This is a genomic window from Pseudomonas sp. FW300-N1A1 (assembly GCF_058789115.1).
This window is the reverse complement of record NZ_JBYTBK010000014.1, coordinates 86,203-109,420: the sequence shown is the minus strand read 5'-3', so window position 1 is coordinate 109,420 and position 23,218 is coordinate 86,203. Positions and strand designations below refer to the sequence as shown.

The following is a 23,218-nucleotide window of genomic DNA, read 5'->3' as shown; positions in this document are numbered from 1 at the left end:
AAAAACCATCCCTTTTGACTGAATGATTCTATGCTGATAGCACGTCATGCTAGTCAGGGTAGACGCACTCATGAAATCAAGCCTGCGCAAACAGCAAAAAGGGGCCGTCGCGATTGAGTTCGCCCTGGTGTTCGTGATCTTTTTCGCGGTGTTTTACGGCCTGGTGGCCTACAGCTTGCCGTTGCTGCTGATGCAATCATTCAACAAGGCCACCGCCGAGGCGGTACGGCGTGCCGTGGCGGTGGACCCTGCGACCTCCGACTACCCGACCGCGCTGCAGAACCAGGCCAACGCCGTGCTGACCCAGCAACTGGCGTGGATACCCGAGCAGTTCGCTCTGAAAGTCGGTGTCGATACCAGCTCGGTGTACGACACCACAAGTAGCACGCTGACGGTCACTGTCGCGTACCCCAGCGCAAAATTGAGCCAGGTCTTCCCGTTGCTGGTATTACCGGGGATCGGCACCGTGCCCAGTTTGCCGACAACCTTGAGCGCGACCTCGAGTCTGCAATTTTGAGCTCCGCCGGCAAGCTCCTCGCTCGCTTGCGCAAACGGACGCCCTTGAACGTCCTCGATGCCCCTGACATGCCCGCCACGCCAACCTGTGGCCTGCACCTGCATCTGGACCACGATGCAAACGTTATCCAGATAACCGGCCACTTGCGCCACTTGCTCATATCACCACGCCCTGACACCGCATCACCTCACCTGCTCAACTACCTGATGCCTGGCCACTCGCTGTGCGTCGAAGGACGGCCGGCCGACTGGCAAGGGCACACACTCGACCTGGATTTCCAGAGCCTGACCGGGACCCCACTACACCTGCGCGGCTGGGTTCAACCGCAGGCAAACGGCTGGTTGTTACAGTTGATGGACATCAGTGATCTGTTGCTTGAGCGCGAGCAGGTAAACAGCCAGGAACAGCTTCAGCACCTGATCGAGCAAACCAGCGAAAAGCTGCGGATGTGCAACCTGCCACGCCTGTCGCAAATCGCTGGCGAGCAACTGCAGAACCTCGCTCAGCACTGGAAAATCCCCTGCCTCGCCCTGGCCCTGCAAGATGATCAGGACCAAGGCTGGCAAATCCATATCCAGTACACCCGTCACGATACCCCGGCGCTCTGGCATGACAGTCAACGCCTGGGTACTTGCCTGGACAGCTTGAATGGCAGCTCGCCACAGCACCTGCGCTTCTCACCGGGCAACAGCCACCTCCCGCGCTTGCAGGGGCTGTTCGGAAATGCCGATGGGATGGCCGTGCCCTATTGCGATGCCCATGGCATTACCGCCTGGATGCTTTGCGGCTTTTTTCCTCCCCCCCAGAGCAGATCGCCACTGAGTGATCAGGACTGGTTACGCCTGGCCGCCGCCCTGGCCGGCCCTCTGCTGAGCCGCGTGCGCGAACAGCAACAACATCAGCAACTGGAGCGGCTGGAGTCGTTGCAAGGGTTGTTGGGCACTGGCTGGTGGGAGTTGTTCGTCGAGGGCAACGAGATACGGTTGGCGCCATCCCTGGCCGCTACCTTGCAACTGGACTCTCCAAAGTTGTTGGTGGCCCGCTGGCTGGAGTCCATCCATCCCGCCGACCGCATCGAACTGAAAAGTCGCCTGGACGACCTGCTGCAACACGACAGGCCCTTGTTACTGTGTGTGCGCTTGCATCGCCCCGAAGCCAGCCAGGCGCACGCCTGGTATCGACTCCAGGGACAGGCCCTGGGCAGCGGTGAGAAACGCCGTGTGGTGGGATTCATGCTCGACATCAGCGACATCAAGAATCAAGAGCACAATGCAGCCGCTGCCCACGCCAGGCTGACCAACCTGGTCGCCAGCTCTCCGGCGGTCATCTATGTGCAGCAATACGTCGAAGGCGCGCTACAACCCACATTCTTCAGCGACAGCCTGCTGCCGTTGCTCGGCTGGACATTGGCCGACTGCGCCGAAGGTGCCTTGATCGAACGACTGCATCCTGAGGATCGCGACGGCTATTTCGAGCGTACCCGCCAACTGTTACGCGAGGGCACCGTGCATACGCGCTATCGCTTGCGCGACAGTCGCGGGGAATACCACTGGTTGCTCGACGAAGCCAAACTGCTGCGCGATGACCTGGGGCTGCCGGTGGAAGCGGTCGGGCTTTGGCTGGACGTTACGCAAGCGACGCTGGCCGCCGAGCAGGTCCGGCAAAGCGAAGAGCGCTACCGGATGCTGGTGGAAGACTCTCCGGCGATGATTTGCCGCTATCGCCCGGACCTGAAATTGACCTTCGGCAATCGTCCACTGGCAACCTATCTGGAGTGCTCGCCGCAACAGCTGCCGGGGATGAGCCTGGGCAGTTGGCTGTCGGTAGAACAACGTGACGCATTCGTACAGCGCTTGAGCCAGTTGACCCCGGAGTTTGCGGTGAGTACCGCGGAAATCTGCCTGCAGCTACCAGGGCGCGAACACGCCTGGTGGGTCTGGTCGGATCGCGGGGTATTCGATGAGCAAGGCCGGCTGCTCGAGATACAGGCAGTGGGCCGCGACAACACGGAAGTCCGCCGCGCCCAGCAACAACTCACCCAAAGCGCGAAAATGGCCACCCTGGGTGAAATGGCCACCGGGCTGGCGCATGAGATCAACCAGCCGTTGAATGTCATGCGCATGGCCGTGGTCAACGTGCTCAAGCGCCTGAGCAATGGCGATGTACAAGTCGACTACCTGCAAGACAAGCTCAAGCGCATCGACGCCCAGGTCCAGCGCGCAGCCCGGGTCGTCGATCACATGCGGGTGTTTGGCCGGCGCTCGGAGATCGAGCAACAACCGTTCAACCCGTTGCACGCGGTAGAGGGTGCGTTGTCGTTGCTGGCCGAAGGCATGCGCGGCAAAGGTGTCGACCTGCAAATCAGCGAGAGCGGTTTCGCCGTGCAGGTACGCGGCCACATCGATCAGTTGGAGCAAGTCCTGATCAACCTGATGGTCAACGCTCGCGATGCCCTGCTGGGCAGGCGCGAGAATGATCGCGAGTTCAAGCCGTGGATCCGGGTCCAGACAGAGTGTGATGAACGCTGTGTGCGACTCTTCGTCGAGGACAATGGCGGCGGCATCGATCCGCGCTTGCTGGAACGGATTTTCGAACCCTTCTTCACCACCAAGCCGGCGGGCGTCGGCACCGGACTGGGGTTGTCGGTGAGCTATGGCATAGTCAACAACATGGGCGGACGGCTGAGCGTGAGTAACTCGGCTGAAGGTGCGAGGTTCTGTATTGAATTACCGATAGCACAACTGATCTAGTGTCCTGCCTCATAAATACGTTCCTCTTTTGACGAGTGGCTGTTGTTGTCAAAAGGAGCAGTACTTACGAGACAGAACCTTAGATCACCAGTTGCGCCCTGCCTCCTGCATGACAACTGAGGTTGGCCCCGACCTCAGCATTGCCCAGACTGATGCCCAGCGCCGTGAGCAATGAATTGACGACAGGGTCCAGCAGCGGCCCCAGAAACCCCTGGATCGCATGGACCAGAATGCCGCTGATTTGACTCAACAACCCCGCCACTTGTGCGAGGGCACTGCCCGTCACGTTGCCACTGGGAGGCGCGTATGAGGTCACCTGAAGACCGCTCAACGTACCTGCCAGGCCGGTGACGATGTTGGTTGTAGCGATATGCTGATACTGCGCAGGCAGGCCGATATTGGGCGGCAGTGGATAGATCAAGCTTTGGTTGCGCTGCCCGATACTCGTTTGCGCCATCAGGTTCAGCCCCCCGCCCGCGCCTGGCGTGATCGGCCCACACCCGAAGATCCCCCAGCAGGTTTGCACGCCAATATCGATCAAGCGAACGGGCTGAACCACAATGGCCGCTGCCGATGAAAAGGCTTGCGCAGGATCAATCTTGCCGATGCCAAGGTTCACCATCGAGGTCGTTGCCTGGACCGTCAGGCTTTTGGAGGCCTCGCTCGCACAGCTGTAATCGGTGACATAGCTTTTGGCACTGGCGGCTTCGAGGCTGATGTCCAGATTGTGGTCAATCGTCAGAGCCGTATGATCGCAAGGCGCGAGAACCAGGCATAACGCCGAGCTCAGCACACCCACCAGGTCCAGACTCAACAGGCTGTTTACAACACCCGAGACGGGCGTCAAAAGGTCTGGAAGCGCTGACGTCAACTGGGGAATGGCCTTGAGTACCGGCAGCTCGATAGTGATCAGCGCCCTGACCTGGGCCGTGCGAACAAAGATCTGATCCTTGCCTGTTGCCAGTCCGGCCTTCGCCAACGCTGGATTGCCAATGGCCGACAACCGCGCAGGTTCAATGACTTTGAGTTGCACGCCAACATTGCCAATCAACGGCACGCTCAGTTGAGACGATACCGCCGCCGCACTTTGGCTGTTGGCCAGTTGGGCAATCGCCTGAACCAGCTCAAAGAGCTGCAGGCTGGAGTCCAGACCCGCTGCGGACGTGCCTGCCTGCACACTGATCAAATCTCCCAGCTTGAGCGACTGCACCTTGCTGGAAATCGCGCTGACCGACTGCAATACCTGAACGGTGCCACTCGCCGCCGCGCCACCTTTACTCAGTATCTGTACCGCCGCATCGATCAGTTGGGTAGGCGTTACCGTTGTGTTGAGCAGTGTCTCGTAGTCCCCGGCTTGCACATGCAGGTCTATCGCCAACTGATCCAGGTAACCGAGCAAACTTATCGTGGTATTGGCCAATCCATCCCAGCCGCCGGCCATCAGCGTCAGTTGACCGCCCAGCATGCCTCCGATCAGCGCGTTGAGAAGCGCAGATTTACTGCTATCGATGACACCCAGGGTGCTGCGGATCGTCAGCATGGCCAGAGGCGAAGGCGGCGCTGCCACTGCTGTGGCGCTGAGCACGGTATGCAGCTCAACCCCGTCGCTGGAAAACAACGCCCCCACACCCGCGGCAACACTGCGCAGCACCGTGTGCTGGGCAACGACGCGTATGGCCTCGGACTTGCTGGCATCGGCGGTAAACGAGCGCACATGATCTGCGCCGGTCGCCAGCGTGCCGCAGTGAGTAGTGAGGGTTCGATCAACGTTCGGGGTGAACCCATTGCGCGTCGCGCTCTGAACCGCGTAGGCCGCGGCACTGGTTCCCGGCAGGCAGTTGCCACCTCGGGTCACCGCCTCTAGCGCCGCCATGTCGACGACCCGCTGCAACTTGCGCTGTTCCAGATACAGCCGCCCCGTGTCGATCACCAGCAGCATAAACAGCAGGGCCAGGGCCAGGGTCAACGCGGCGATCAAACCAATCGCACCACCCTGCCCGGCTGGACCGCAAAACCGCGAACGTGGAGACATCGAGCACTCCGTTGCCGGCACACGGCCAGGCGCTACCTCCAGCAGTGCTCGAAGTGTAGTCAAGTCTCGCAGCCGGCGCTGGCAACTTGCCAGCCCCGCTCACGGATAGCCGGCCTCACCCTGGGTCGGCCTTTACCTCCGGGATTACTTCGGTGGGTAGTTGCTCAGAATCCGTCGGGCAGTCTCGCGAATCGCATTGCTGCGATCAGTAGGATTCGGCGAACTGCTGAGCATCTGCTCGTCACTGCCGCGCCAGACCAGCTTGCCGTCCTTGCCGTCGATCAGGTCGATCTGGAGGGTGGCGACCTTGTAGGTCACGTTGCGGGTTTCGTTGTACATCGGCGCGCCATAGTAGCCGTTCCAGGGATTGCCCCAGGCGCCGCCGTAGTTGGTGGTGACCTGTTGCTGACGCTCCTCGACGATCAGGTAAGTCTGCACATTGAGATCACCCTTGCTGCCACCGGTGGCAGGGCGCAGGCCACGCTGGTCGAGCTGGTCGGCCACGGCCTGGCGAATGCGTTGCTCGGTGAGGTCACTCTTGATCCGCGGATCATCGGGACGGTATTGCAGGGCAGGCTCTTTCCAGGTCCAGCTGCGATAGGCGCTGAAGTCGCGGCTGGCGTCATAGTCGTGATTGATCTGGTTGGACTGGCAAGCACTGAGCAGCACGACACAGGCCAGTAAAGCGAGGCGGCGAAACATGATTTTTCTCCGGTTCGGACACGCAACCAAATGCGTATCATTAACCGGGAGGATACGCCGCTACCGCCTTTTCTACAGCCTCCCTTAATGCTTTTGCACGCTGGGTTTCACTGTCGTCGAGGCCGGTTTCGGCACTGGTACTCCAGACCAGTTGCCCGGTTTGGGCGTCGTACAGGTCTACCCTGACCACCAGCACTTGCACTGTGTAGGTGCGCACGACGGGAACGGTGTTGTACATGCCGTACCCACTGCCATAGCCGCCACCGTAGCGGTTGTAGCCACCGTAGGCGCCATACCCGTAGTCGTCCTGCACCTGTTGCAGCCGGGTGTCCTGTTGCAACTCGGCGCTGACCCACAGATCGGCCGCCCTGTTGTCATGCAATGGACGCAAGCCCCGTTGATCCAGGGCATTGCTGACCAACTCGGCGATCTGCGCCGAGTCGGCCCAGGTCGAACCGCTGGGCAACTGGCCGTCGAGCCAGGCCCAACTGCGGTAACGCGCATAATCTCGAGGCGCGGCCGGATAGGCGCTGCGGTCAAAAGTCTTGGCGGCTTGCGGCGGGGCCGGCGGCAACGGGTTGGAGCTGGCGACATACGGATTGCTGCCCTGGCAGGCGGTAAGCCCCAGGCACAGCAGGATCAATCCCGGATGGCGTTTCATGGTGCTCTCCACAAATGCCGGCTTCAGGCCGGACGACAGATCCAGTGCAGGTAACGCCCGAGCCCGGCGAACGTCGGATGCCGACGGTGGGCCAGTTCCATTTCCAGCAGGTCGATCAGTTCGGCGCGGGCCTGGAACTCCACCGGCATGTAGTCATGGAAAACCCGCACGCCGCTCTGGGTTTCGACCGTCCACAAGCCTTGCAGTTGCGTCGCCAACTCCCGTGGATCCAGGGGCATTTGCGGGGTCAGGCTCTGTTTCTCCCCCGCCATGTCGTTCTTGCGCATCTTGCGGAAATGGCCCTTGAGCAAGTTGCGGTAAATCAAGGCATCGCGGTTGTAGAACGCCAGCGATAACCAGCCGTCCTGAGTGGTCAGCTGATGCAGCACGGGCAGAATCGCGTGAGGCTCCGCCAGCCACTCCAGCACCGCATGGCACAGCACCAGGTCATAAGGCTCTGTCAGTTGCCCCAGCAGTTCCTGCCATGGCGCCTGGATGAAGGTTGCGGTTTGCCCGGCGTCGGCGAATCGCTGGCGCGCGCCGTTCAGCATGGGTTCGGCGGGCTCGGCCAGGGTGACCTGATGGCCACGTTCGGCCAGCCACAGCGACATGTGGCCCAGGCCCGCGCCGATATCCAGCACCCGCAGTGGACGATCTGGCAGGATCTCGGCCAGGTCAGCCTGCAGCACTGCCAGGCGGATCGCACCTTTGGCCCCACCGTAGATTTTTTCGGCGAAACGGGTCGCCAACTGGTCGAAATGACGGTCGCTCATCAGCTGAACCTCCGTTCGCTGTCCGCCAGCTTGCTGCGCACGACCTGCTCCATGTCCAATCCCAGTTCGCTGCACAACAGCAATAGATAAAGCACGATGTCACCGACTTCCTGCCCGGCATGGGCGAGTTTTTCCGGCGGCAGTTGCCGCGACTGGTCCTCGCTCAGCCACTGGAAGATTTCCACCAGTTCGGCCATTTCCACACTGGCGGCCATGGCCAGGTTTTTCGGGCTGTGAAATTGCCGCCAGTCATTGCGGTCGCGGATGCTGTGCAGGCGTTCGGTCAGTTCAACAAGGTTCATCGGGCTCTCCTGAAGGCGTATAGCTTCGGGCGGATGGTCGATGAAGGCAAGCTCGGTCGATCGGTAGGTCATTCGACCACACTGAACTCGACCCGCGCGGTCTGCCCACCCTCGTCCAGCACACTCAACTCGACGCGTCCCAGCTGTTCAAAGGTGGCATTGATGCTGTCCTGATTGGCACTGTCGCCCAATGGGGTGCCATTGATAAACCACCAACGCCGTCCAGTCCCACCCAGTGCCGATAACTTCAGCCGCAGCCGCTCCCGGCTGGCCGCGGGCCGGCGCACCTGATCACCATCGCGCACGCCGACAATCGACAGCGGTGAAGACGCCGCCAGTACCGGTCCAGGGCAATCCGGATCATTGGCCGGCAAGCGTGCTTCACGGCGTTCGATGCGTGGCAGCCAAGGCTCCAGCGGTGCCGGCCACAAGGCGATATCCCGCGCCACGGCGCCCAAGCATTTGCTGTCGACACGCAGCCCTTTGCCATTGACCCAGATCTTTTCCACCAGGCCCACGCCCAAGGGCTGGTCCAGGGCCTGCAAGGTCGGTGGCGTGGTGCCGTCCAGCGTCCAGGCGAAGCGCTGGCGTCGGCAGTTCGGGTCACTGCGGCTCATCGGCTGGCCCAGCGGCCAACAGATCGCCGCGACCCCGACATTCGCGGGCACCGCCTGTACCGGTGCGCTGATGCCGCGCTGGCGGTCACGGTTGATCAGCACATCATGCACTTGCAGCATCAACGGGGCCGCCGAGGCCAGGCCAAACTGCCCCGGTACCGGCGTGCCGTCCGGGCGTCCGATCCAGATGCCGATCAGGTAACGCGGGCCGACGCCGATGGCCCAGGCATCGCGAAAGCCGTAGCTGGTACCGGTTTTCCAGGCCAGCAGCGGACGCTGCACCAACTCGGCACGCGGGTCACGGTCGGGACGGGCCTGACCACTGAGAATCCGCCGCACAATCCACGCCGAGCCCGGCGACAGCAGCGGTCGCTCGCGCAGTTGATCGTCAGGCTGCAATCGGACAGTGGCGCTCTTGCCGCCACGGGCGAATGCGCTGTAGCCACTGACCAGGTCCTCCAGGCGACTGCCGGCACCGCCAAGGATCAACGACAGGTTCGGCTCGGCCAGTGGTGGCAGGGCCAAGGGCATGCCGCCCATGCGCATTTCGGCGGCAAAGCGTTTCGGCCCATAGGCTTCCAGCAATTGCACCGCGGGCAGGTTCAGTGAAGTCGACAGCGCACTGCTGGCCGGCACCGGACCACTGAACCCCATGGAGAAATTGCCTGGTCGATAGTCGCCATAACGTCGTGGCACGTCCTGCAACAAGGACTCGGAATGGATCAGCCCGGCGTCCAACGCCATCCCATAGAGGAAAGGCTTGAGGGTCGAGCCGGGAGAGCGCATGGCACTGATCATGTCGACATGGCCAAAGCGTCGGGTGTCGTTGATGTCCACCGATCCCAGGTAGGCACGCACCGCCATGGTTTCTGCCTCGACCACCAGAATCGCCGCCGAGGTGTGCTCCGGCAAACGCGCGCGCCAGCCCAGCAACAAGTCTTCAAGCCGTCGCTGCAGGTTGGCATCGAGGGTGGTGCGAATCAGCGGTGGGCTGTCCGGGCGGTTCAACCGCCGCGCCAACAGCGGCGCCAGGCTTGGCTCCAGGCGTGGTGCCAGCAACAAGGGTTCTTCCAGGGCTTCATCGACCACGGTCTGCGGCCACACCCGGTACGCCGCGAGCCTGCGCAACACCTTGTCGCGCGCGGCTTGCGCACGCGCCGGGTGACGGTCCGGACGCAAGCGACTCGGCGCCTGTGGCAACACTGCCAGTAGCGCGGCTTCGGCCTGGGTCAGGTGCAGCGGCGACTTGCCCAGATACGCCCAACTCGCCGCCGCCACCCCTTGCAGCGTACCGCCGAAAGGGGCGCGGTTGAGGTACAGGGTGAGAATCTGGTCCTTGGTCAAGTGCCACTCCAACTGCCCGGTCCGCCACAGTTGACGCAACTTGCCCGCCAGCGTTCGCGAATGAGGATCCAGCAGACGCGCCACCTGCATCGACAAGGTGCTGCCACCGGACAACACCCGCCCGCCGAACAGGTTCTGCCACGCGGCTCGGCCCAGCGCCAGGGGATTGACCCCCGGGTGTTGATAGAACCAGCGATCTTCATAGGTCAGCAGCGCGTCGAGGTAGTAGGGTGAAACCTGCGACGTGTCGACCGGATAACGCCATACGCCATTGGCATCGGCGAAGCGCCACAACGGCGTGCCGTCTTCGGCCAGCACCACCCGCGCCAGATCGTCCCCGGGCAAGGGCAGCGGCCAGATCCGGTCGGCCAGCCAGAGCAGCACAACCACCAGCAACGCCCCGCCCACCACCCAGCGGCCAATCCGCAGAAGCCTGCTTTCCGGCGAACGCGCCCTACCTGGTACACCCCGTCGCGCCCTTTGCCGGCAAACCCGCTCCCACAGGGAACGCATGTGCTGCGTTATCATCCGCACATTCAACACCGCAAACCTCTAGGCCTCAAGGGAACTCCAGCCTGCACGCAATGGCCAAAGGTTCAGCGCTGGCAACGCCCTTACAGACTTTCATCAGGACGCACACATGCAGGTAGAAAGCTTTTTCGAGTGGCTCGGCCAGGCGCTGGGGTCGGTCATCCGGTTCATCGTCGAGGTGCTCAGTGGGTTGTTCAATACCTTGACTTCCGCAGGCGGCAATTTTGTCGAGGGCCTGTCGCAGGCACTGGGCATGGACACCTCGGTCATCAGCATCATCGCATTGGTCATCGGTTTGATGCTGCTGTACTCGGCCGTTCGCGCCTTCATGCGTGCATCGGTTATCGTCGGGGTTATCTGGCTGATGCTGGGACTGTGGGTGCTGAGCTGGGTGATTCACTGATTCGGATCAGCGCCCCAACTTGATCGCTCCCACGCTCGCGCGCGGGAACGATCAACTCCCCCTAGGGTAATCAGCGCCCCTTGATCACCATCTGCGGTACGGTTTCACCCACGGCCTGCCAGTTCGGCCGGTACATCGACTCCACTTGCGGTGGCGGTACGCGGTAGATACCCGGGGTGACAGCCCGTGCCAGGTACAGCAAGTGCGAGGTATCGCGACCCTCCAGATTCATTGCCGCCACGTAACGGTCATCGCGGAACTCCTGGTGCTTGAGGCTGGCGTTCTGCATTGACTCGCGCCACTCCTTGACCTGGCTGCTGGCGTTTTCCAGGCTCGCAGCGCTTTGTGCCAGGTTCTGGTTTTCCAGCTCCAGGCCCGCCGGCAACAAATCCACCACCAAGGCATCCGGCACGCGCTGTTTGGCGCTGACGGCAATGTGCACCAGCACCAGATCGCCGCTGGCCAGGTCACTGAGGTCCAACAGCTGGCCGTTCATGCCCAGGTATTCGCGGCGAATCATCAGGTTCTCGCCACCCGGTACCGGCGCGTGTTGTGGATAACCGGAGATCGTCAGCTGCTGGTAGACCGGCTCGCTGCCTTCGTTGCGCAGGGACAGCGGCGAAGCCAGCAACGGCCCTTCCAGCTTGAGGCCCGGCTGGTTGTTGTTCAGCTCACGGGTTTCGTTGCCACTGCTCAATTGCGCGGTCCAGTTGGCTTCCGGTTTGCCCAGCAAACCACGACCGGCGAGGAACAACGCATTACGCTCCTGTGTCGACAGATACGGACTGGCTGCCAGTTGATCGGACAGCTCGAACAGACGCTCTTCGCGCGCCCCCTGGCCCAGGTCGTTCTCCTCCAGCAACGCCAGAATCAACGCCTGATCGCGCAGCGGGCTACCGTAGTCGGCCAGCCAGTCGTTCGGTTGACGTGACGCCGCAAGCCCGGCCAGCAACGCTTGATTGGCACGGGGTTGATCGCCCATTTTCTGCAAGGCAATCGACAGTTGCACCAACGGCAGGCCAGAACGGGCATCGCTACGGCGCTCGAACAGACTGCGCAGCGCCCCCAACGGTGCCTGTTGGCTGCGAGCCAACACCAGGCCTGCATACGCCTGTACGGCAAAGCGGGTGTGTTCGGCGTTTTCGCTGTAGTTCACTTCGATCAGGTTGCGCTCCTGCAGGTAGCGCAACAGTCGCTCACTGGCCTTTTTAAGGGCTTCGGGCGGTACGGCAAAACCCTGGTCACGCGCGCGCAGCAGGAAGTCCGTGACATAGGCCGTCAGCCAGTACTCCTCTTCGCCATCGGCGCCCCATAGGCCAAAGCTGCCGTTGTAGCGCTGCATGCCCAGCAAGCGCTCGATACCCAACTCGATCTTGCGCTTGCGCTCGGTATCCGTATCACCCTTCAACCCCAGGCGTTTCAGGCTGGCGGCATCGGCATACAGTGACGGGTAGAGGCCGCTGGCGGTTTGTTCCAGGCAACCGTAAGGGTAAGCCTTGAGCGCGCGAATCTGTTCGCCCAGGTTCAGCGGCGGCCGGCTCGACAGGCTGAGCAAGGCTTCACGCCCGGCCACTTCGAACTGCGACAGCTGCCCTTCAGGCAAGCTCCACGGCTGGTCCTTGAGCACCGCGCGATAGTGCTTGAGCAGCGCCGGATACGCCGGACGCACCCCCAGGGTCCACTCGCGGGTGAACGGCGGCAGGCTCTCGCCCGGCAGATCAAGACCGTTGACCAGGACCTTGACCTTGCCCTGACCGAAACCACCCAGCGCGCGCACCGGGATGTGCAGCGTGGTGCGCTGACCCTGGGTCAATGCCACGCTGTGCGCGGTCTCGCCCACCAAGTCCAGCTGGCCCTCGGTGCTCAGTTGCACCTCCAGCTTCTGTGCCTTGCCCGAGAGGTTCGACAGGTCCAGCGCCAGGGTGGTCTGGTCGCCACCGGCGAGGAAACGCGGTGTCGACAGTTCGGCGATCAAGGGCGCGGCGATCACGGTTTTGCCTTCGGCCATGCCGTAGCGTTCATCGGTCCAGGCCTGGGCCATCACCCGCAACTCACCGTTGAAGTCCGGGATGTCGACGCTGACCTCGCCTTCGCCCTGCTCGTTCAGGGTCACCGGTGCGCTTTGCAGGGCAACGATGGTCACGCTGGTGTCCGGGCGCTTGCCCCCCTTGGCGAGTGCCGCGTCGCCCCCGAACGCCAGGCTGGCCAACCGACCCTGCCCGGCTTCGATCAGTTGCCCGTAGACGTCCAGTTGGTCGGCACCATAGGCCTTGCGGCCAAACAGGCTGGAGTAAGGATCCGGGGTCGGATACTCAGTGATATTGAGGATGCCGACATCAACGGCAGCCAGCAGCACATGCACCTGTTTCGGCACACTGCCATCGGCGTTCTTCGCTTGAATCTTCACGCTCAGCGGTTGTTTCGGGCGCATTTTCTCCGGCACTGCCAGGCTCAGGCCGAGCTTGCGTTGAGTCCGGTCCAGCGGCAGATGCAACACGCCGACCGCGCGCTTGGGGGTGACGTTAGCCTTGCGCTCGCCGGGGCGAATCACCAGCGCACTGACATACAGATCGTGGCGCGACCACTTCGGATCGAGTTTCACCGCAAAGCTTTTACCTTCGGCCGGCACATCGATGGCCTGCCACCACAACGGGCCATCCGCCGATTCCACCAGCAGATACCCTTTGCCGGCCGCCGGCGGCGTGACCGTGACGTTGGCCGTGTCGCCATCACCATAGGCGGGCTTGTCCAGGGCCAGCTTCACCTGGTCCGGACGTACCGCGCCGCCTTCGGCGTTGTCCTGGCCGCGGTAGCCGGCCCAGAAGCGCAGGCTGCTGACGACGCCGGTCTGCGGGTCTTCGACTTCGACGCGGTAAGGTCCCCATTCCACCGGGAAACTGACCTTGGCCGTACCACCAGCCTTGATACTGACGGACTCTTCGGCCAGGTTGAGGAACTTCTCGTTGAAGTGATAGCTCCAGCCATCGTTGTCCGAGTAGTTCCAGTAGTAGTCGCGGCGCTCCTGGATCAAGCGCACCTTGAGGTTGTCGGCCGCCAGTTTCTGGCCTTCAGGGTTGGCCACCAACAGTTCGAATTCGACCGGCCCGTCGCCGCCGGCTTCTTCGCCATCGAACAAGGCTCGCAGCCCCGGCATGCGGTCCGCCGGCCATACCGGTTGCACCACGCGCCGGGTAATCGGCCGGCCACCAGACTCCTGCAGGCTGGCCTGGACGATCAGTTGCAGCGGCGACTTGACCTCGGCCCACTTGCTGTCCAGGGAGATCAGGACTTCGCCGTCTTCATCCAGGGCGGTTTCCTCCAGTTCCAGGTCCTGGCTCAACTCCTCTTCGGTGACCGAGCCGAACTGATAGCCGGGCAAGCTCTTGACCGCTTCACGCAACGGCCGCACGTACACCTGACCGCTCAAGCGATTGCCTGCGGCGGGGGCGCCGTACAGGTAACGACCACTGACCGCGACTTCGGCGGTGTCGGCGGGCTTGATCGGTACATCGCTGCCCTTGAGTTCCAGGGCCAGGCGCTCGGGCAGGAAGTCTTCCACCAGGAACTCGTAAAGCTGCGGTTTGCCGTCACCCAGGTCGAACACCAATTGCCAGCGCCCGGTCGGCGCTTCGGCGGCCAGTTGCAGTTGATACTGGTAGAGGCCAGACGCATCGGCGTCCCAGACAAACTTGCGGCTGACCTGCTCATCCGGGCGCCGCACTTCGACGCTGACCGGCTGCGGCTTGACCGCGTTGCCGTCCTTGTCTCGCAGCAAGGCATTGAGCAGTACGGTTTCGCCGGGACGGTAGAGGTCACGCGGGCCAAACACGAAAAACTGCAACGGGTGGGCCTGCGGACCGGCAATGTTGAACTCGGCCAGGTCCAGCGCTGCACTGTTGAGTCGCAGCAGGCTGGTCTGTTCGCCCTGATGAGCCAGCAGCACTTCGGCCTTTTTCGGCAGCGGTAACTCGGCATGGCCGCCCTCCCCGGTCATGCCCTGGGCAACCATCCGGCCATCGGCGTCGAGCAGTTCCAGGCTGATGCCGTCAAGGGCCTTGCCGCCATCCAGTGCCTGGGTGAACACGTCCAGGCGATTCTGGTAACGGTGCACCGACAGGCCTATGTCACTGAGGGTGAACAGGGTGGCCGGTTGCGAGTAGTTGTACGTGCCGGAGGCACGCATCACCGCCAGATAGACACCTGGCTGCTGCAACGGCTTGAGGCCGGAAATCGGCAGCAGCAGGGTTTCACGGGTATTGCGCGCCGGGTTCAGGTCGAAACGACCGCCATACACCAGCTCGGCCATGGGCAGCAGTTCGCGGGATTCGTAGCTTTGCAGGCTGTTGTTGCGGCCCCACTGGGCGAGGAACGCCGGCAGCGATTCGGATTTGATACGGAAGAACTCGACATCGACCTTGTCGACGTTCAAGGCAATCACTGGCAACCCTTCCGCCAGGCGGGTCGGCAACAAGGTGCCACGACTGGCAAAGCCCACGGTCGGTTGCAGGTCACGGGTTTCCAGGCGACTGACGAATTCGGCGGCCAGCTTCGCGTCGTTGACCCCGGTCAGCCCGGCATCGACGGTGAGGACCAGTTTGCGCTGCGGCTCAAGGTGACGCAGGCGCAGTTCCATCAGGTTGTCGGCAAGCTCCCACGCGCCATCGACCTTGCCGCTCTTGCTGTCCACCAGGTGCACCTTGTCCGCGAATTTCTGCTGCGGGTCCAGTGGCACCGAGAAACTCACCGACAAGGTGCTGGCACCGTCGAGCTGGATTTCCGAGACATCCACCACGCTCAGTTCACGCCCTGCATAACGCTGTTTCAGCGCCGCCATGTCGTGCACGGCCTTGGGTGCCATGGTCGTTGCAGCTGGCGCGGCGGGGGCCGTTGTCTTGTCGGGGGTCGATGAATCGCAGGCGCTGAGCAGTGTCAGTACACAAGCCAGGAACAATCCTTTGTTAAGCATGGGGCACTCGCGGGCAGGAGTATCGAAGGGGGTAACTATAGCCCAAGCGCTTGCCGGGCTGATCAGATTGACCAACGGTGGGGGGATGGGTTCTCAAGCACGACCGGCTCCCCTTGCGGTTTTCCCCCGACCACCTTCTTTCAGGATCTACCGCTACAATGCCCGCTCTCGCAAGGAGCCTGAATGTCTACCCTGATCACCGACTGGCGCGATCGTGCCACCCATCGTCGTGTCTGGGCGCTGGCCGCGCCGATGATTCTTTCGAACATTTCCGTGCCGCTGGTGGCGCTGGTCGACAGCACCGTGATCGGCCACCTGCCCCATGCCCATCAGTTGGGGGCGGTCGCGGTGGGTGCCAGCCTGTACACCTTCCTGGCCTGGGCCATGGGCTTTCTGCGCATGGGCTCCACCGGCTTCGCCGCGCAGGCCGCGGGACGGGGCGACGGCGCGGCGTTGCGGCAGATCCTGCTACAGGGCTTGTTGCTGGCGCTGGGCCTGTCCTTGCTACTCGGTGCGCTGGGCGTGCCGCTCAGTGGCGTGGCGCTGCACTTCATGCAACCGTCCGCCGAGCTTGACCAACTGACCCGGGACTTTTTCCATACCCGTCTGTTTGGCTTGCCCGCCGCCCTCGCCAGCTATGCGTTGGTCGGCTGGTTCCTCGGCACCCAGAACGCCCGTGCGCCGCTGGCGATACTGTTGACCACCAATCTGGTGAACATCGCCCTGAACCTGTGGTTCGTCATTGGCCTTGAGTGGGGCGTCGTCGGCTCGGCCCGTGCCTCGGTGATCGCCGAATGGACCGGCGCCCTGCTGGGCCTGGCCATGACCCGCAGCGCCCTGCGTGCCTACCCCGGGCATATCGCCTGGGCTGCACTGGCGCTCTGGCAGAGCTGGCGCCCCCTGTTGGCGGTCAACCGCGACATCTTCATCCGCAGCCTGCTGCTGCAATCGGTGTTTTTCATGGTGACGGTTCAAGGAGCGCGCCTGGGCGATGCGACGGTCGCCGCCAATGCCCTGCTGCTCAACGGCTTGCTCCTGACCGCCCATGCCCTGGATGGCCTGGCCCATGCCGTGGAAGCGCTCTGTGGCCACGCCATCGGTGCCCGCGACCGTGAGGCCTTGCGTCGCTCATTGGTCGTGGCCTGCGGCTGGTCATTGATCGCCAGCCTGGGCTTTGCCCTGCTGTTCCTGTGCGCCGGCCATCTGTTCATTGCCATGCAGACGGACATACAGAGTGTGCGCGACACTGCCTTCATCTACTTGCCGTACCTCGCGGTATTGCCATTGATCGCGGTCTGGAGCTACTTGCTCGATGGCTTGTTCATCGGCGCTACCCGCGCGCGGGAAATGCGCAACGGCATGCTCTTGACGGTCATCCTGCTACTGCCATTTGCCTGGGCGCTGCAAGGGTTGGGCAACCATGGACTCTGGCTGACGTTCCTGCTGTTCATGGTGTTGCGCAGCCTCACCCTGGCTGCGTTTGCCTGGCACTTGCGCAAGCACGACGGATGGTTTGCCGGCCACGCTCACTGAGCCGACAAATACCGGCCTGGGCCTAATGCTGTTCAGTTAAGAAACGTTTTAAGCGAGTTAGGGGCCCGTGGGGATGTATTGAGCAACCCTAGCCTTAACTGACTGGCAATAGGACTGGGCCCGGGATTCAGGATGGGCCGTTCTGCCAACGGTTGCGTAAACTGTCGAGCCGTTCTTGCTGAGTGCGGCCCGGCAACGGCGCATCCAGTGCCGCTGACGGGTACTGCAAGCGCAGTCGCAGCCAGCCATCCAGCACGGCGCTGTCGCTGAAGCCCTGCTCGAGCCCTTCCTGCACACAGGACCAGATCAAGCCGTAGTCATGCCCTGTCGTCTGGCTCCAGCACCAGGCGTGCCGTTCCAGCATGCACGCCTGCAATTGGCCCTGCTGACGCAAGCTGAGGTTGTCTTCGATCGCCAGTGCGCTGACCGACAAGGGCGGACGGCTCAATTGCTGCCACCCCAGGCTGCCCAGCGCCCGGTCCGCCCAGGTGCCGCCGTACCAGTACAGCTTGTCGATCGGCCCCAGCCAGCGGCTCAAATCGCGGGCATCGCAGCCATCAAAGAAGTAGCTGGCGGTGTAGGGGTTGTAGTAACTGAGCAGGCCTTTGTAATGCAGCCCGAACGTAACCGTGAGCATACGCCGCAGGTGTCCGAGCAACGGTTGTGCAGAAACCGATGTCTCCAGCAACAGACCCGGCCAGTCCAGCGGCGCCTCGTGTACGCATTGCGCCAGCGCCGGCTGGGTCGACAGCTCCAGCAACTGCGGCCCCTGGTCACGCAAGGCATGCAGATCGGTATTCTCGAACAGCCCATGGCGCGGTGCATCGGCAAAACATTGCTGCAGCTTCCACCCGGCGTCCGGCGCGCCCGGGACATCCAGCAAAAACCATTGAGCCGCCTGGGTCGCACTCATGCCACACCACTTTGACCAAACCCGGCGGCCATGCGACAGACGCAAACCGTTTGCCGGCAATGGCGCAAACTCCCCCCACCGGGCAACAGGCACAACAGCACCAGCGGCTGACTGCTCCGGACCTGTGCCAGCCAATCACGGTGCGCCGCCGGGGATAGCGCCTCCCACTCCGCCGTGGTTGCCGTGACCGGTGCGGGGGCCGCCGCCTTGAGATGAATGTTCGGGCTGGACATACACAGGTCGGCACCGTCAAAACGCACCTCACTGCAACCCACCTTGAAGTGTCGTTGTGTGTGGGCATCAACGGTCAGCGCCTGACCACTGGAGAGCTGAAGTTGTTGCTCGGCGCCCACGAACATCGCCGCATTGATCTGCAGGCGCAGCAAGGCCTCGCGACCTGAGGCCGAAGGCGTTTCAGGATGCAGCACTGCGTCCCCGGGGAGCATCGCCGGCTGAAAGATCCCCGTGATCAACGGCTGGTCAGGATCGCCATCGATGAAGCTCACACAGACCTCCACCCCAGCGGCGAGGCTTGCAATCGCCTCGTCCGACAACCGGGTAGCAACCGGTAGCCAGCAATGGCTCGGGCTGGCGCCTTCGCCCTGATACAGCCAGTCGAACTGCACGGCGACCCGCCCCATCGAATCGATATGCGCGCCCTCGACATGGACTATCCAGCCACGCTGCACGCTACTCATTCGATGTTTCGGGTGCGGTTCATCAGACTCGATCGGCCTGTCAGCCGGCATCGCCCACAGGCGGTTGCGGTAGTGCGGCACTGGCATGGAGTTGCCAGCGTGCTCGACCCGGGTCAGTAACCACTGACCGTTCCACGCCGTACAGGAGTGCCCCGACAATGCCAGGACCCGACCGCTGCGCAGGGTCGGCAGGTCTGTTTCGGCTTCTGCACGGATCGACGCTGGGCGCTGCGGGTCGCCCTCCCGGCTTTGCGCATGCACCTTGAAGTGCCTGATTGCAGGTATGCCGCCCTCGACATCGCAGGATTCGCTCGCAGCAACGGGTTCGCGGCCCAGGGTGTCGGTAAAGATCAGACAGTGACTGCCCCGGCGGTGCCGAAAGTAGTAATGAATCCGCGCCTGCTCGCACAGGCGTTGAACAAATGCCAGGTCGGACTCGCGGTATTGGGTGCACACATCCAGCGCCGGGTAATCGCCCCGAAGCGCGAACCGGCAGGCCTTCTCACCGATACCGTGCGCCCTCAGGACCTGGGCAAGGATCTGCGGGACCGACTGCTGGCTGAAGATCCGTTGACTGAAGCGTTGCGCCAGACAGGCCAGTTTCGGTCCAAGCGACACCTGCCAGAGCCCCGGCTTCGCGCCACCGTGAAGCTGCGCCAGGTCATGGATCTGTCCGTGGATACCGGCGTGCGCCTCCCCGAAGCACAGATAGGCCGGGCAATACATCAGGCTGGCGAGGTCCAGTTGTCTTTCATCGAGCTGCAACTCCAGCCAGAAAACAAAGGGCGCACTGATGGATTCATAGCCGGTAAAGGCGGCAACCGTAAAGGGTTGGGACTGGCCCGCTATCTCCAGGCGAAATGACGGCTCGTTGACTGGATCGGACATCGACGTTTCTCTACAGGAGGGGCGGCCGGGGATTCTCGCTGAGAGACATGGCCGAGTAGAGTGCCGAAATACAACTTGGGAAAAAGCCTACGCGAAATGAAGAAACGCCAACGTTGATAGTGCGACGCAACTAAACATCTCTATAAAAATGAAGAACCGCCGCACCGGACTATCTGAAATTTCCGCAACGTACGGAAAACTTTCAGACAGCCTGGTCACAGCGGTGATTGACCTCAGGAAGACAGGTAAGACGAACGAGTCAGGCCCAGACGCAGCGCGTCGAGGAACTGAGTGCGCTCGGAAGCACTGATTCGGGCGCTGGCAACCTTGTCGCGGTAGTGCGTCATCAGTTCTTCTGGCGACAAGTGCACATAACGCAGCATGTCTTCGATGGTGTCGTGGGTCTCGATACCGGCGTGGTAAACACTGCCATCGGCATTCTGGTAGATGTTCACCGAGTCGGTGTCACCGAACAGGTTATGCATGTCGCCCAGGATTTCCTGGTAGGCGCCCACCAGGAAAATCCCCAGCAGGTAGTCTTCACCGTCGTTCAGTGCATGCACCGGCAAGCTGGTTTCAATGCTCTGCTCATCGACGTACTGTTTGATCTTGCCGTCGGAGTCGCAGGTCAGGTCTTGCAGCACGGCGCGGCGCAGCGGCTCTTCGTCGAGACGGTGCAGCGGCAGGATCGGCAGGACCTGGCCGATGGCCCAGGTGTCGGGCAGGCTCTGGAACACCGAGAAGTTGCAGATGTACTTGTCGGCCAGCTTGTCATTGAGTTCGTCGAGCACCTGGCGGTGCGAGCGCTGACGCGCCTTCAACGAGTTGTGCAGGCGACGGCACACCGCGAAATAGCATTGCTCGGCCAGGGCCTTTTCGGCCAGGGTCAGCTTGCCATCGGCGTACTGGGCCGCCACGTCGCTCATGTAGTGAGTCGCGCGCCAGTAGGTTTCGGTGACCATCTCGATGTCGGTCGGGCCCAGCAGGTCCACCAGCCACTGTACGGTTTCCGGCAGTTCTTCCTTGTTGGCGATCTTCGGCACGTCGTCGTTGTGCTTCTCGACGTCCGTCACTTGCACCACCAGCATGGCGTGGTGAGCCGTCAGGGAGCGGCCGCTCTCGGAGAAGATGTTCGGGTGCGGCAGGCTCTGCGCATCGCAGAATTCCTTGAGCATACCGACCACGACGCCGGCGTAATCGTCCATGTCGTAGTTGATCGAACTGGCGTTACGCGAGTGCGTGCCGTCGTAGTCCACACCCAGCCCGCCACCGACATCGATGTGATCGACTGGCAGGCCCAGGTTGCGCAATTCGCCGTAGTAACGGATCGCTTCCTTGAACCCGTGCTGGTAGTCCGCCAGGTTGGCGATCTGCGAACCCATGTGGAAGTGCAGCAGGCGAATGCCCTGGTCCAGGCCCGCCGCGCGGAAGCGCTCGACCACCGACAGCAACTGCGCCGCCGACAGGCCGAACTTGGATTTCTCGCCACCGGTATCGGCCCATTTGCTCGACGCCAGGGACGACAGGCGAACCCGCAGGCCGACCTGAGGCTTGACCTTCAGCGAGGCGGCTTCCTCGATCACCAGGCCGACCTCGGATTCTTTCTCGATCACGATGAACACGTTGTGGCCCAGCTTCTGGCCCATCAGCGCCAGACGGATGAACTCACGGTCCTTGTAACCGTTGCAGACGATGGTGCCGCCCTTCGGCGCCAGGGCCAGCACGGCCAGCAGCTCCGGCTTGGAGCCGGCTTCCAGGCCGATGGACACGTCCTGGGTAGCGATGATGTTTTCGATCACCGCTTCCTGCTGGTTGACCTTGATCGGGTACAGCGCGGTGTACTTGCTCTGGTATTCCAGGCGTTCGATGTTGGCATCGAAGGCACCGGTCAGCTGACGGACGCGATCTTGCAGGATGTCCGGGAAACGGACCAGCAATGGCAAGGACAGGCCGCTTTTACGCAGCTGGTCGACTTGCTCGAACAGATCGATGGGCGAACTGGTCGGACCGTTCGGACGAACTTCGACGCGACCGGCGTCATTGATCGCGAAATACCCGGCCCCCCAATGGCGAATCCCGTAAACACTGCGGCTGTCCGCAACTGTCCATTGGCTGCCATCGTCTTTGCGTGTGCGTCGTACGGACATCGAAGTCCCCTATAAATGAAGTCAGAGAGCGCCTCCCGGGTTGAGGGCTGGCGCAGCTTAAAGAATGAAAATGACGATTAGCCTGCAACGAGGGGTAGACCCCGGATGCAGCGCTGAGTTTAGAAACCGGTCAGAACAGGCTCTGTGAAAACCCTGGAGACGACACCACACCTGAATCGGATCAGGCCTGCATCAAGTCGGAGTGGTCTTCACAGAGGCTGCTAGCCGCCGGATTTCTTCGCTTTGAAACCGTGCTTGATCAGTTCGGCCAAGAGTAGCTCGACATGATCACCCTGGATTTCGATGATCCCGTCCTTCAACGCGCCACCGGTACCACAGCGTTTTTTCAACGTGGTGGCCAACTCCTTGAGCGCGTCTTCAGCCAGCGGCACACCGCTGATGGTGGTCACCGTCTTGCCGCCACGGCCCTTGCTTTCGCGACGCACGCGCACGATGCCGTCGCCGGCCGGGATAACGGTTTGTTTGCAGATGCAGGTTGCCACCGGCTGGCTACAGTCCGGGCAATGTCGACCTGCGTCGGTGGAAAATACCAAGCCACCAAGGGCGGCGAAGGATGCGGCTTTTTTGGCCACCGGCAATCCTCTTGGGAGGACAAAGACTGGTCGCAGCAACGTAGGCACGTGCTATCGACCGCGAAGCCCCACTCAGGCAGGGGCAGCGCTACTGGACCGGTACAACCCTGTAGGAGCGAGCTTGCTCGCGATGGACATCAACGATAACGCGTGCACTCAGACAGCACCCGTCATCCCTGCGTTCTTCGCGAGCAAGCTCGCTCCTACAAAAAGCAACCCGGTCCAGCTTGAAAAGGTCGCGCAGTGTAACGACAAAAAGCCCACTTGCTAAGAGCCAATCGGCGCCAATTTATGCATCTTTTGCGACGTCGGCCCCGATCGAGCGCAGATAGCGTTTCAAGGCCGCCAATGAGTCCGGGCAGTAAGGCTTTTCGTGGATTTCCTGCATGACCTGTTCGATCGGGATAAAGCGGGCCTGGAGCACTTCCTCCGGCTGCAGGACCAAGGGTCCGTCCCAGACCGCCGAAAATGCCGAACACCAGAGCCGGTTACCGGTGTCTTCGAAGAAAAAGTGGTCGTGGGCGGTCAATGGCACACCACTCACACCCAGTTCCTCCGCCAACTCCCTGGCTGCCGATTCGGCATAGGTTTCCGTCGCCAGCACCATGCCGCCCGCCGCCACATCCCAGAACCCTGGGTAGATGGCCTTGCTGTAGGTGCGTTGGTGCACGCACAGGTCGCCCGCGGAGTTGAACAGCATGATGTAGGTGCCGCGCCCGATCAGGCCGCGCGCGCGCAGATCCGCACGCACCAGGGAGCCGAGCAGGTTGTCCTGCTCGTCGACCCAGGCAATCTGCTCGGCATCCGAGGCCGCGCGATGGGCGGCCTCCCGGGAGTTATCGACCATG

The 23,218-nt window shown here is 62.2% G+C and carries 16 protein-coding genes; 4 read left to right on the top strand and 12 right to left on the bottom strand.

The window, feature by feature from the left end:
• The first annotated feature begins 70 nt into the window (after nt 1–70).
• Nucleotides 71–517: a TadE/TadG family type IV pilus assembly protein gene (locus tag AC3WQN_RS12565; RefSeq protein WP_103400091.1), complete on the top strand. Its 447-nt coding sequence runs from the start codon at nt 71–73 to the stop codon at nt 515–517.
• Nucleotides 514–3,267 (top strand): ATP-binding protein, encoded by a 2,754-nt coding sequence (locus tag AC3WQN_RS12560; protein WP_371918497.1) that lies wholly within the window; start codon nt 514–516, stop codon nt 3,265–3,267. The genes AC3WQN_RS12565 and AC3WQN_RS12560 overlap by 4 nt, the downstream gene beginning before the upstream one ends.
• Before the next feature lie 79 nt (nt 3,268–3,346).
• Here the strand turns inward: AC3WQN_RS12560 and AC3WQN_RS12555 are convergent, their stop codons facing one another.
• From AC3WQN_RS12555 to pbpC, 6 genes are all read right to left on the bottom strand, one after another.
• The gene (locus AC3WQN_RS12555) at nt 3,347–5,299 is read right to left on the bottom strand and encodes a pilus assembly protein TadG-related protein (RefSeq protein WP_103400092.1); all 1,953 of its coding nucleotides are present in this window, start codon (nt 5,297–5,299) and stop codon (nt 3,347–3,349) included.
• Between the two features lie 144 nt (nt 5,300–5,443).
• Nucleotides 5,444–6,001 carry a DUF4136 domain-containing protein gene (locus AC3WQN_RS12550; RefSeq protein WP_103400093.1) on the bottom strand — a complete coding sequence of 186 codons (558 nt, stop codon included), beginning with the start codon at nt 5,999–6,001 and terminating at the stop codon, nt 5,444–5,446.
• A gap of 40 nt (nt 6,002–6,041) precedes the next feature.
• The gene (locus tag AC3WQN_RS12545) at nt 6,042–6,662 is read right to left on the bottom strand and encodes a DUF4136 domain-containing protein (RefSeq protein ID WP_103400094.1); all 621 of its coding nucleotides are present in this window, start codon (nt 6,660–6,662) and stop codon (nt 6,042–6,044) included.
• A 23-nt stretch (nt 6,663–6,685) separates the two neighbouring features.
• Nucleotides 6,686–7,435: a methyltransferase gene (locus AC3WQN_RS12540; protein WP_103400095.1), complete on the bottom strand. Its 750-nt coding sequence runs from the start codon at nt 7,433–7,435 to the stop codon at nt 6,686–6,688.
• Entirely contained in the window at nt 7,435–7,737 is a 303-nt protein-coding gene (locus AC3WQN_RS12535) for a MazG-like family protein (RefSeq protein ID WP_095078248.1), read from the bottom strand. The genes AC3WQN_RS12540 and AC3WQN_RS12535 overlap by 1 nt, the downstream gene beginning before the upstream one ends.
• 68 nt (nt 7,738–7,805) lie before the next feature.
• Nucleotides 7,806–10,211 (bottom strand): peptidoglycan glycosyltransferase PbpC, encoded by a 2,406-nt coding sequence (gene pbpC / locus AC3WQN_RS12530; RefSeq protein WP_256587266.1) that lies wholly within the window; start codon nt 10,209–10,211, stop codon nt 7,806–7,808.
• A gap of 127 nt (nt 10,212–10,338) precedes the next feature.
• Between pbpC and AC3WQN_RS12525 the strand changes: the two genes are divergently transcribed.
• Nucleotides 10,339–10,632, top strand: a complete 294-nt coding sequence (locus AC3WQN_RS12525; RefSeq protein ID WP_103400097.1) for a hypothetical protein — start codon at nt 10,339–10,341, stop codon at nt 10,630–10,632.
• A 70-nt stretch (nt 10,633–10,702) separates the two neighbouring features.
• Here the strand turns inward: AC3WQN_RS12525 and AC3WQN_RS12520 are convergent, their stop codons facing one another.
• Complete coding sequence (locus tag AC3WQN_RS12520; protein ID WP_103400098.1) at nt 10,703–15,598, bottom strand: alpha-2-macroglobulin family protein; 4,896 nt, start codon at nt 15,596–15,598, stop codon at nt 10,703–10,705.
• 183 nt (nt 15,599–15,781) lie between these two features.
• Between AC3WQN_RS12520 and AC3WQN_RS12515 the strand changes: the two genes are divergently transcribed.
• Nucleotides 15,782–17,131: an MATE family efflux transporter gene (locus tag AC3WQN_RS12515; RefSeq protein ID WP_103400099.1), complete on the top strand. Its 1,350-nt coding sequence runs from the start codon at nt 15,782–15,784 to the stop codon at nt 17,129–17,131.
• A gap of 127 nt (nt 17,132–17,258) precedes the next feature.
• Here the strand turns inward: AC3WQN_RS12515 and AC3WQN_RS12510 are convergent, their stop codons facing one another.
• The 5 genes from AC3WQN_RS12510 to AC3WQN_RS12490 all read right to left on the bottom strand — a co-directional run bounded on the left by AC3WQN_RS12510 (nt 17,259) and on the right by AC3WQN_RS12490 (nt 23,217).
• Entirely contained in the window at nt 17,259–18,044 is a 786-nt protein-coding gene (locus AC3WQN_RS12510) for a DUF4123 domain-containing protein (RefSeq protein ID WP_103400100.1), read from the bottom strand.
• Complete coding sequence (locus tag AC3WQN_RS12505) at nt 18,041–19,630, bottom strand: type VI secretion system Vgr family protein (protein ID WP_256587267.1); 1,590 nt, start codon at nt 19,628–19,630, stop codon at nt 18,041–18,043. Before AC3WQN_RS12505 ends, AC3WQN_RS12510 begins: the two co-directional genes overlap by 4 nt.
• A 233-nt stretch (nt 19,631–19,863) precedes the next feature.
• A complete protein-coding gene (speA, locus tag AC3WQN_RS12500) occupies nt 19,864–21,777 on the bottom strand; it encodes an arginine decarboxylase (protein WP_103400101.1) in 1,914 nt (637 codons plus the stop codon).
• 221 nt (nt 21,778–21,998) lie between these two features.
• Nucleotides 21,999–22,370 carry a translation initiation factor Sui1 gene (locus AC3WQN_RS12495; protein WP_103400102.1) on the bottom strand — a complete coding sequence of 124 codons (372 nt, stop codon included), beginning with the start codon at nt 22,368–22,370 and terminating at the stop codon, nt 21,999–22,001.
• Between the two features lie 289 nt (nt 22,371–22,659).
• Nucleotides 22,660–23,217, bottom strand: a complete 558-nt coding sequence (locus AC3WQN_RS12490) for an NUDIX hydrolase (RefSeq protein WP_103400103.1) — start codon at nt 23,215–23,217, stop codon at nt 22,660–22,662.
• Nucleotide 23,218: the final 1 nt, after the last annotated feature.

Excerpts from the sequence above, each read along its gene's own strand:
- AC3WQN_RS12525 (WP_103400097.1), top strand. The coding sequence starts at position 10,339 with ATGCAGGTAGAAAGCTTTTTCGAGTGGCTCGGCCAGGCGCTGGGGTCG.
- AC3WQN_RS12490 (WP_103400103.1), bottom strand. The coding sequence starts at position 23,217 with ATGGTCGATAACTCCCGGGAGGCCGCCCATCGCGCGGCCTCGGATGCC.
- AC3WQN_RS12515 (WP_103400099.1), top strand. The coding sequence starts at position 15,782 with ATGTCTACCCTGATCACCGACTGGCGCGATCGTGCCACCCATCGTCGT.
- AC3WQN_RS12520 (WP_103400098.1), bottom strand. The coding sequence starts at position 15,598 with ATGCTTAACAAAGGATTGTTCCTGGCTTGTGTACTGACACTGCTCAGC.
- AC3WQN_RS12565 (WP_103400091.1), top strand. The coding sequence starts at position 71 with ATGAAATCAAGCCTGCGCAAACAGCAAAAAGGGGCCGTCGCGATTGAG.
- AC3WQN_RS12555 (WP_103400092.1), bottom strand. The coding sequence starts at position 5,299 with ATGTCTCCACGTTCGCGGTTTTGCGGTCCAGCCGGGCAGGGTGGTGCG.
- AC3WQN_RS12545 (WP_103400094.1), bottom strand. The coding sequence starts at position 6,662 with ATGAAACGCCATCCGGGATTGATCCTGCTGTGCCTGGGGCTTACCGCC.
- AC3WQN_RS12505 (WP_256587267.1), bottom strand. The coding sequence starts at position 19,630 with ATGTCCGATCCAGTCAACGAGCCGTCATTTCGCCTGGAGATAGCGGGC.
- AC3WQN_RS12540 (WP_103400095.1), bottom strand. The coding sequence starts at position 7,435 with ATGAGCGACCGTCATTTCGACCAGTTGGCGACCCGTTTCGCCGAAAAA.
- pbpC (WP_256587266.1), bottom strand. The coding sequence starts at position 10,211 with ATGCGTTCCCTGTGGGAGCGGGTTTGCCGGCAAAGGGCGCGACGGGGT.
- AC3WQN_RS12510 (WP_103400100.1), bottom strand. The coding sequence starts at position 18,044 with ATGAGTGCGACCCAGGCGGCTCAATGGTTTTTGCTGGATGTCCCGGGC.
- AC3WQN_RS12535 (WP_095078248.1), bottom strand. The coding sequence starts at position 7,737 with ATGAACCTTGTTGAACTGACCGAACGCCTGCACAGCATCCGCGACCGC.
- speA (WP_103400101.1), bottom strand. The coding sequence starts at position 21,777 with ATGTCCGTACGACGCACACGCAAAGACGATGGCAGCCAATGGACAGTT.
- AC3WQN_RS12550 (WP_103400093.1), bottom strand. The coding sequence starts at position 6,001 with ATGTTTCGCCGCCTCGCTTTACTGGCCTGTGTCGTGCTGCTCAGTGCT.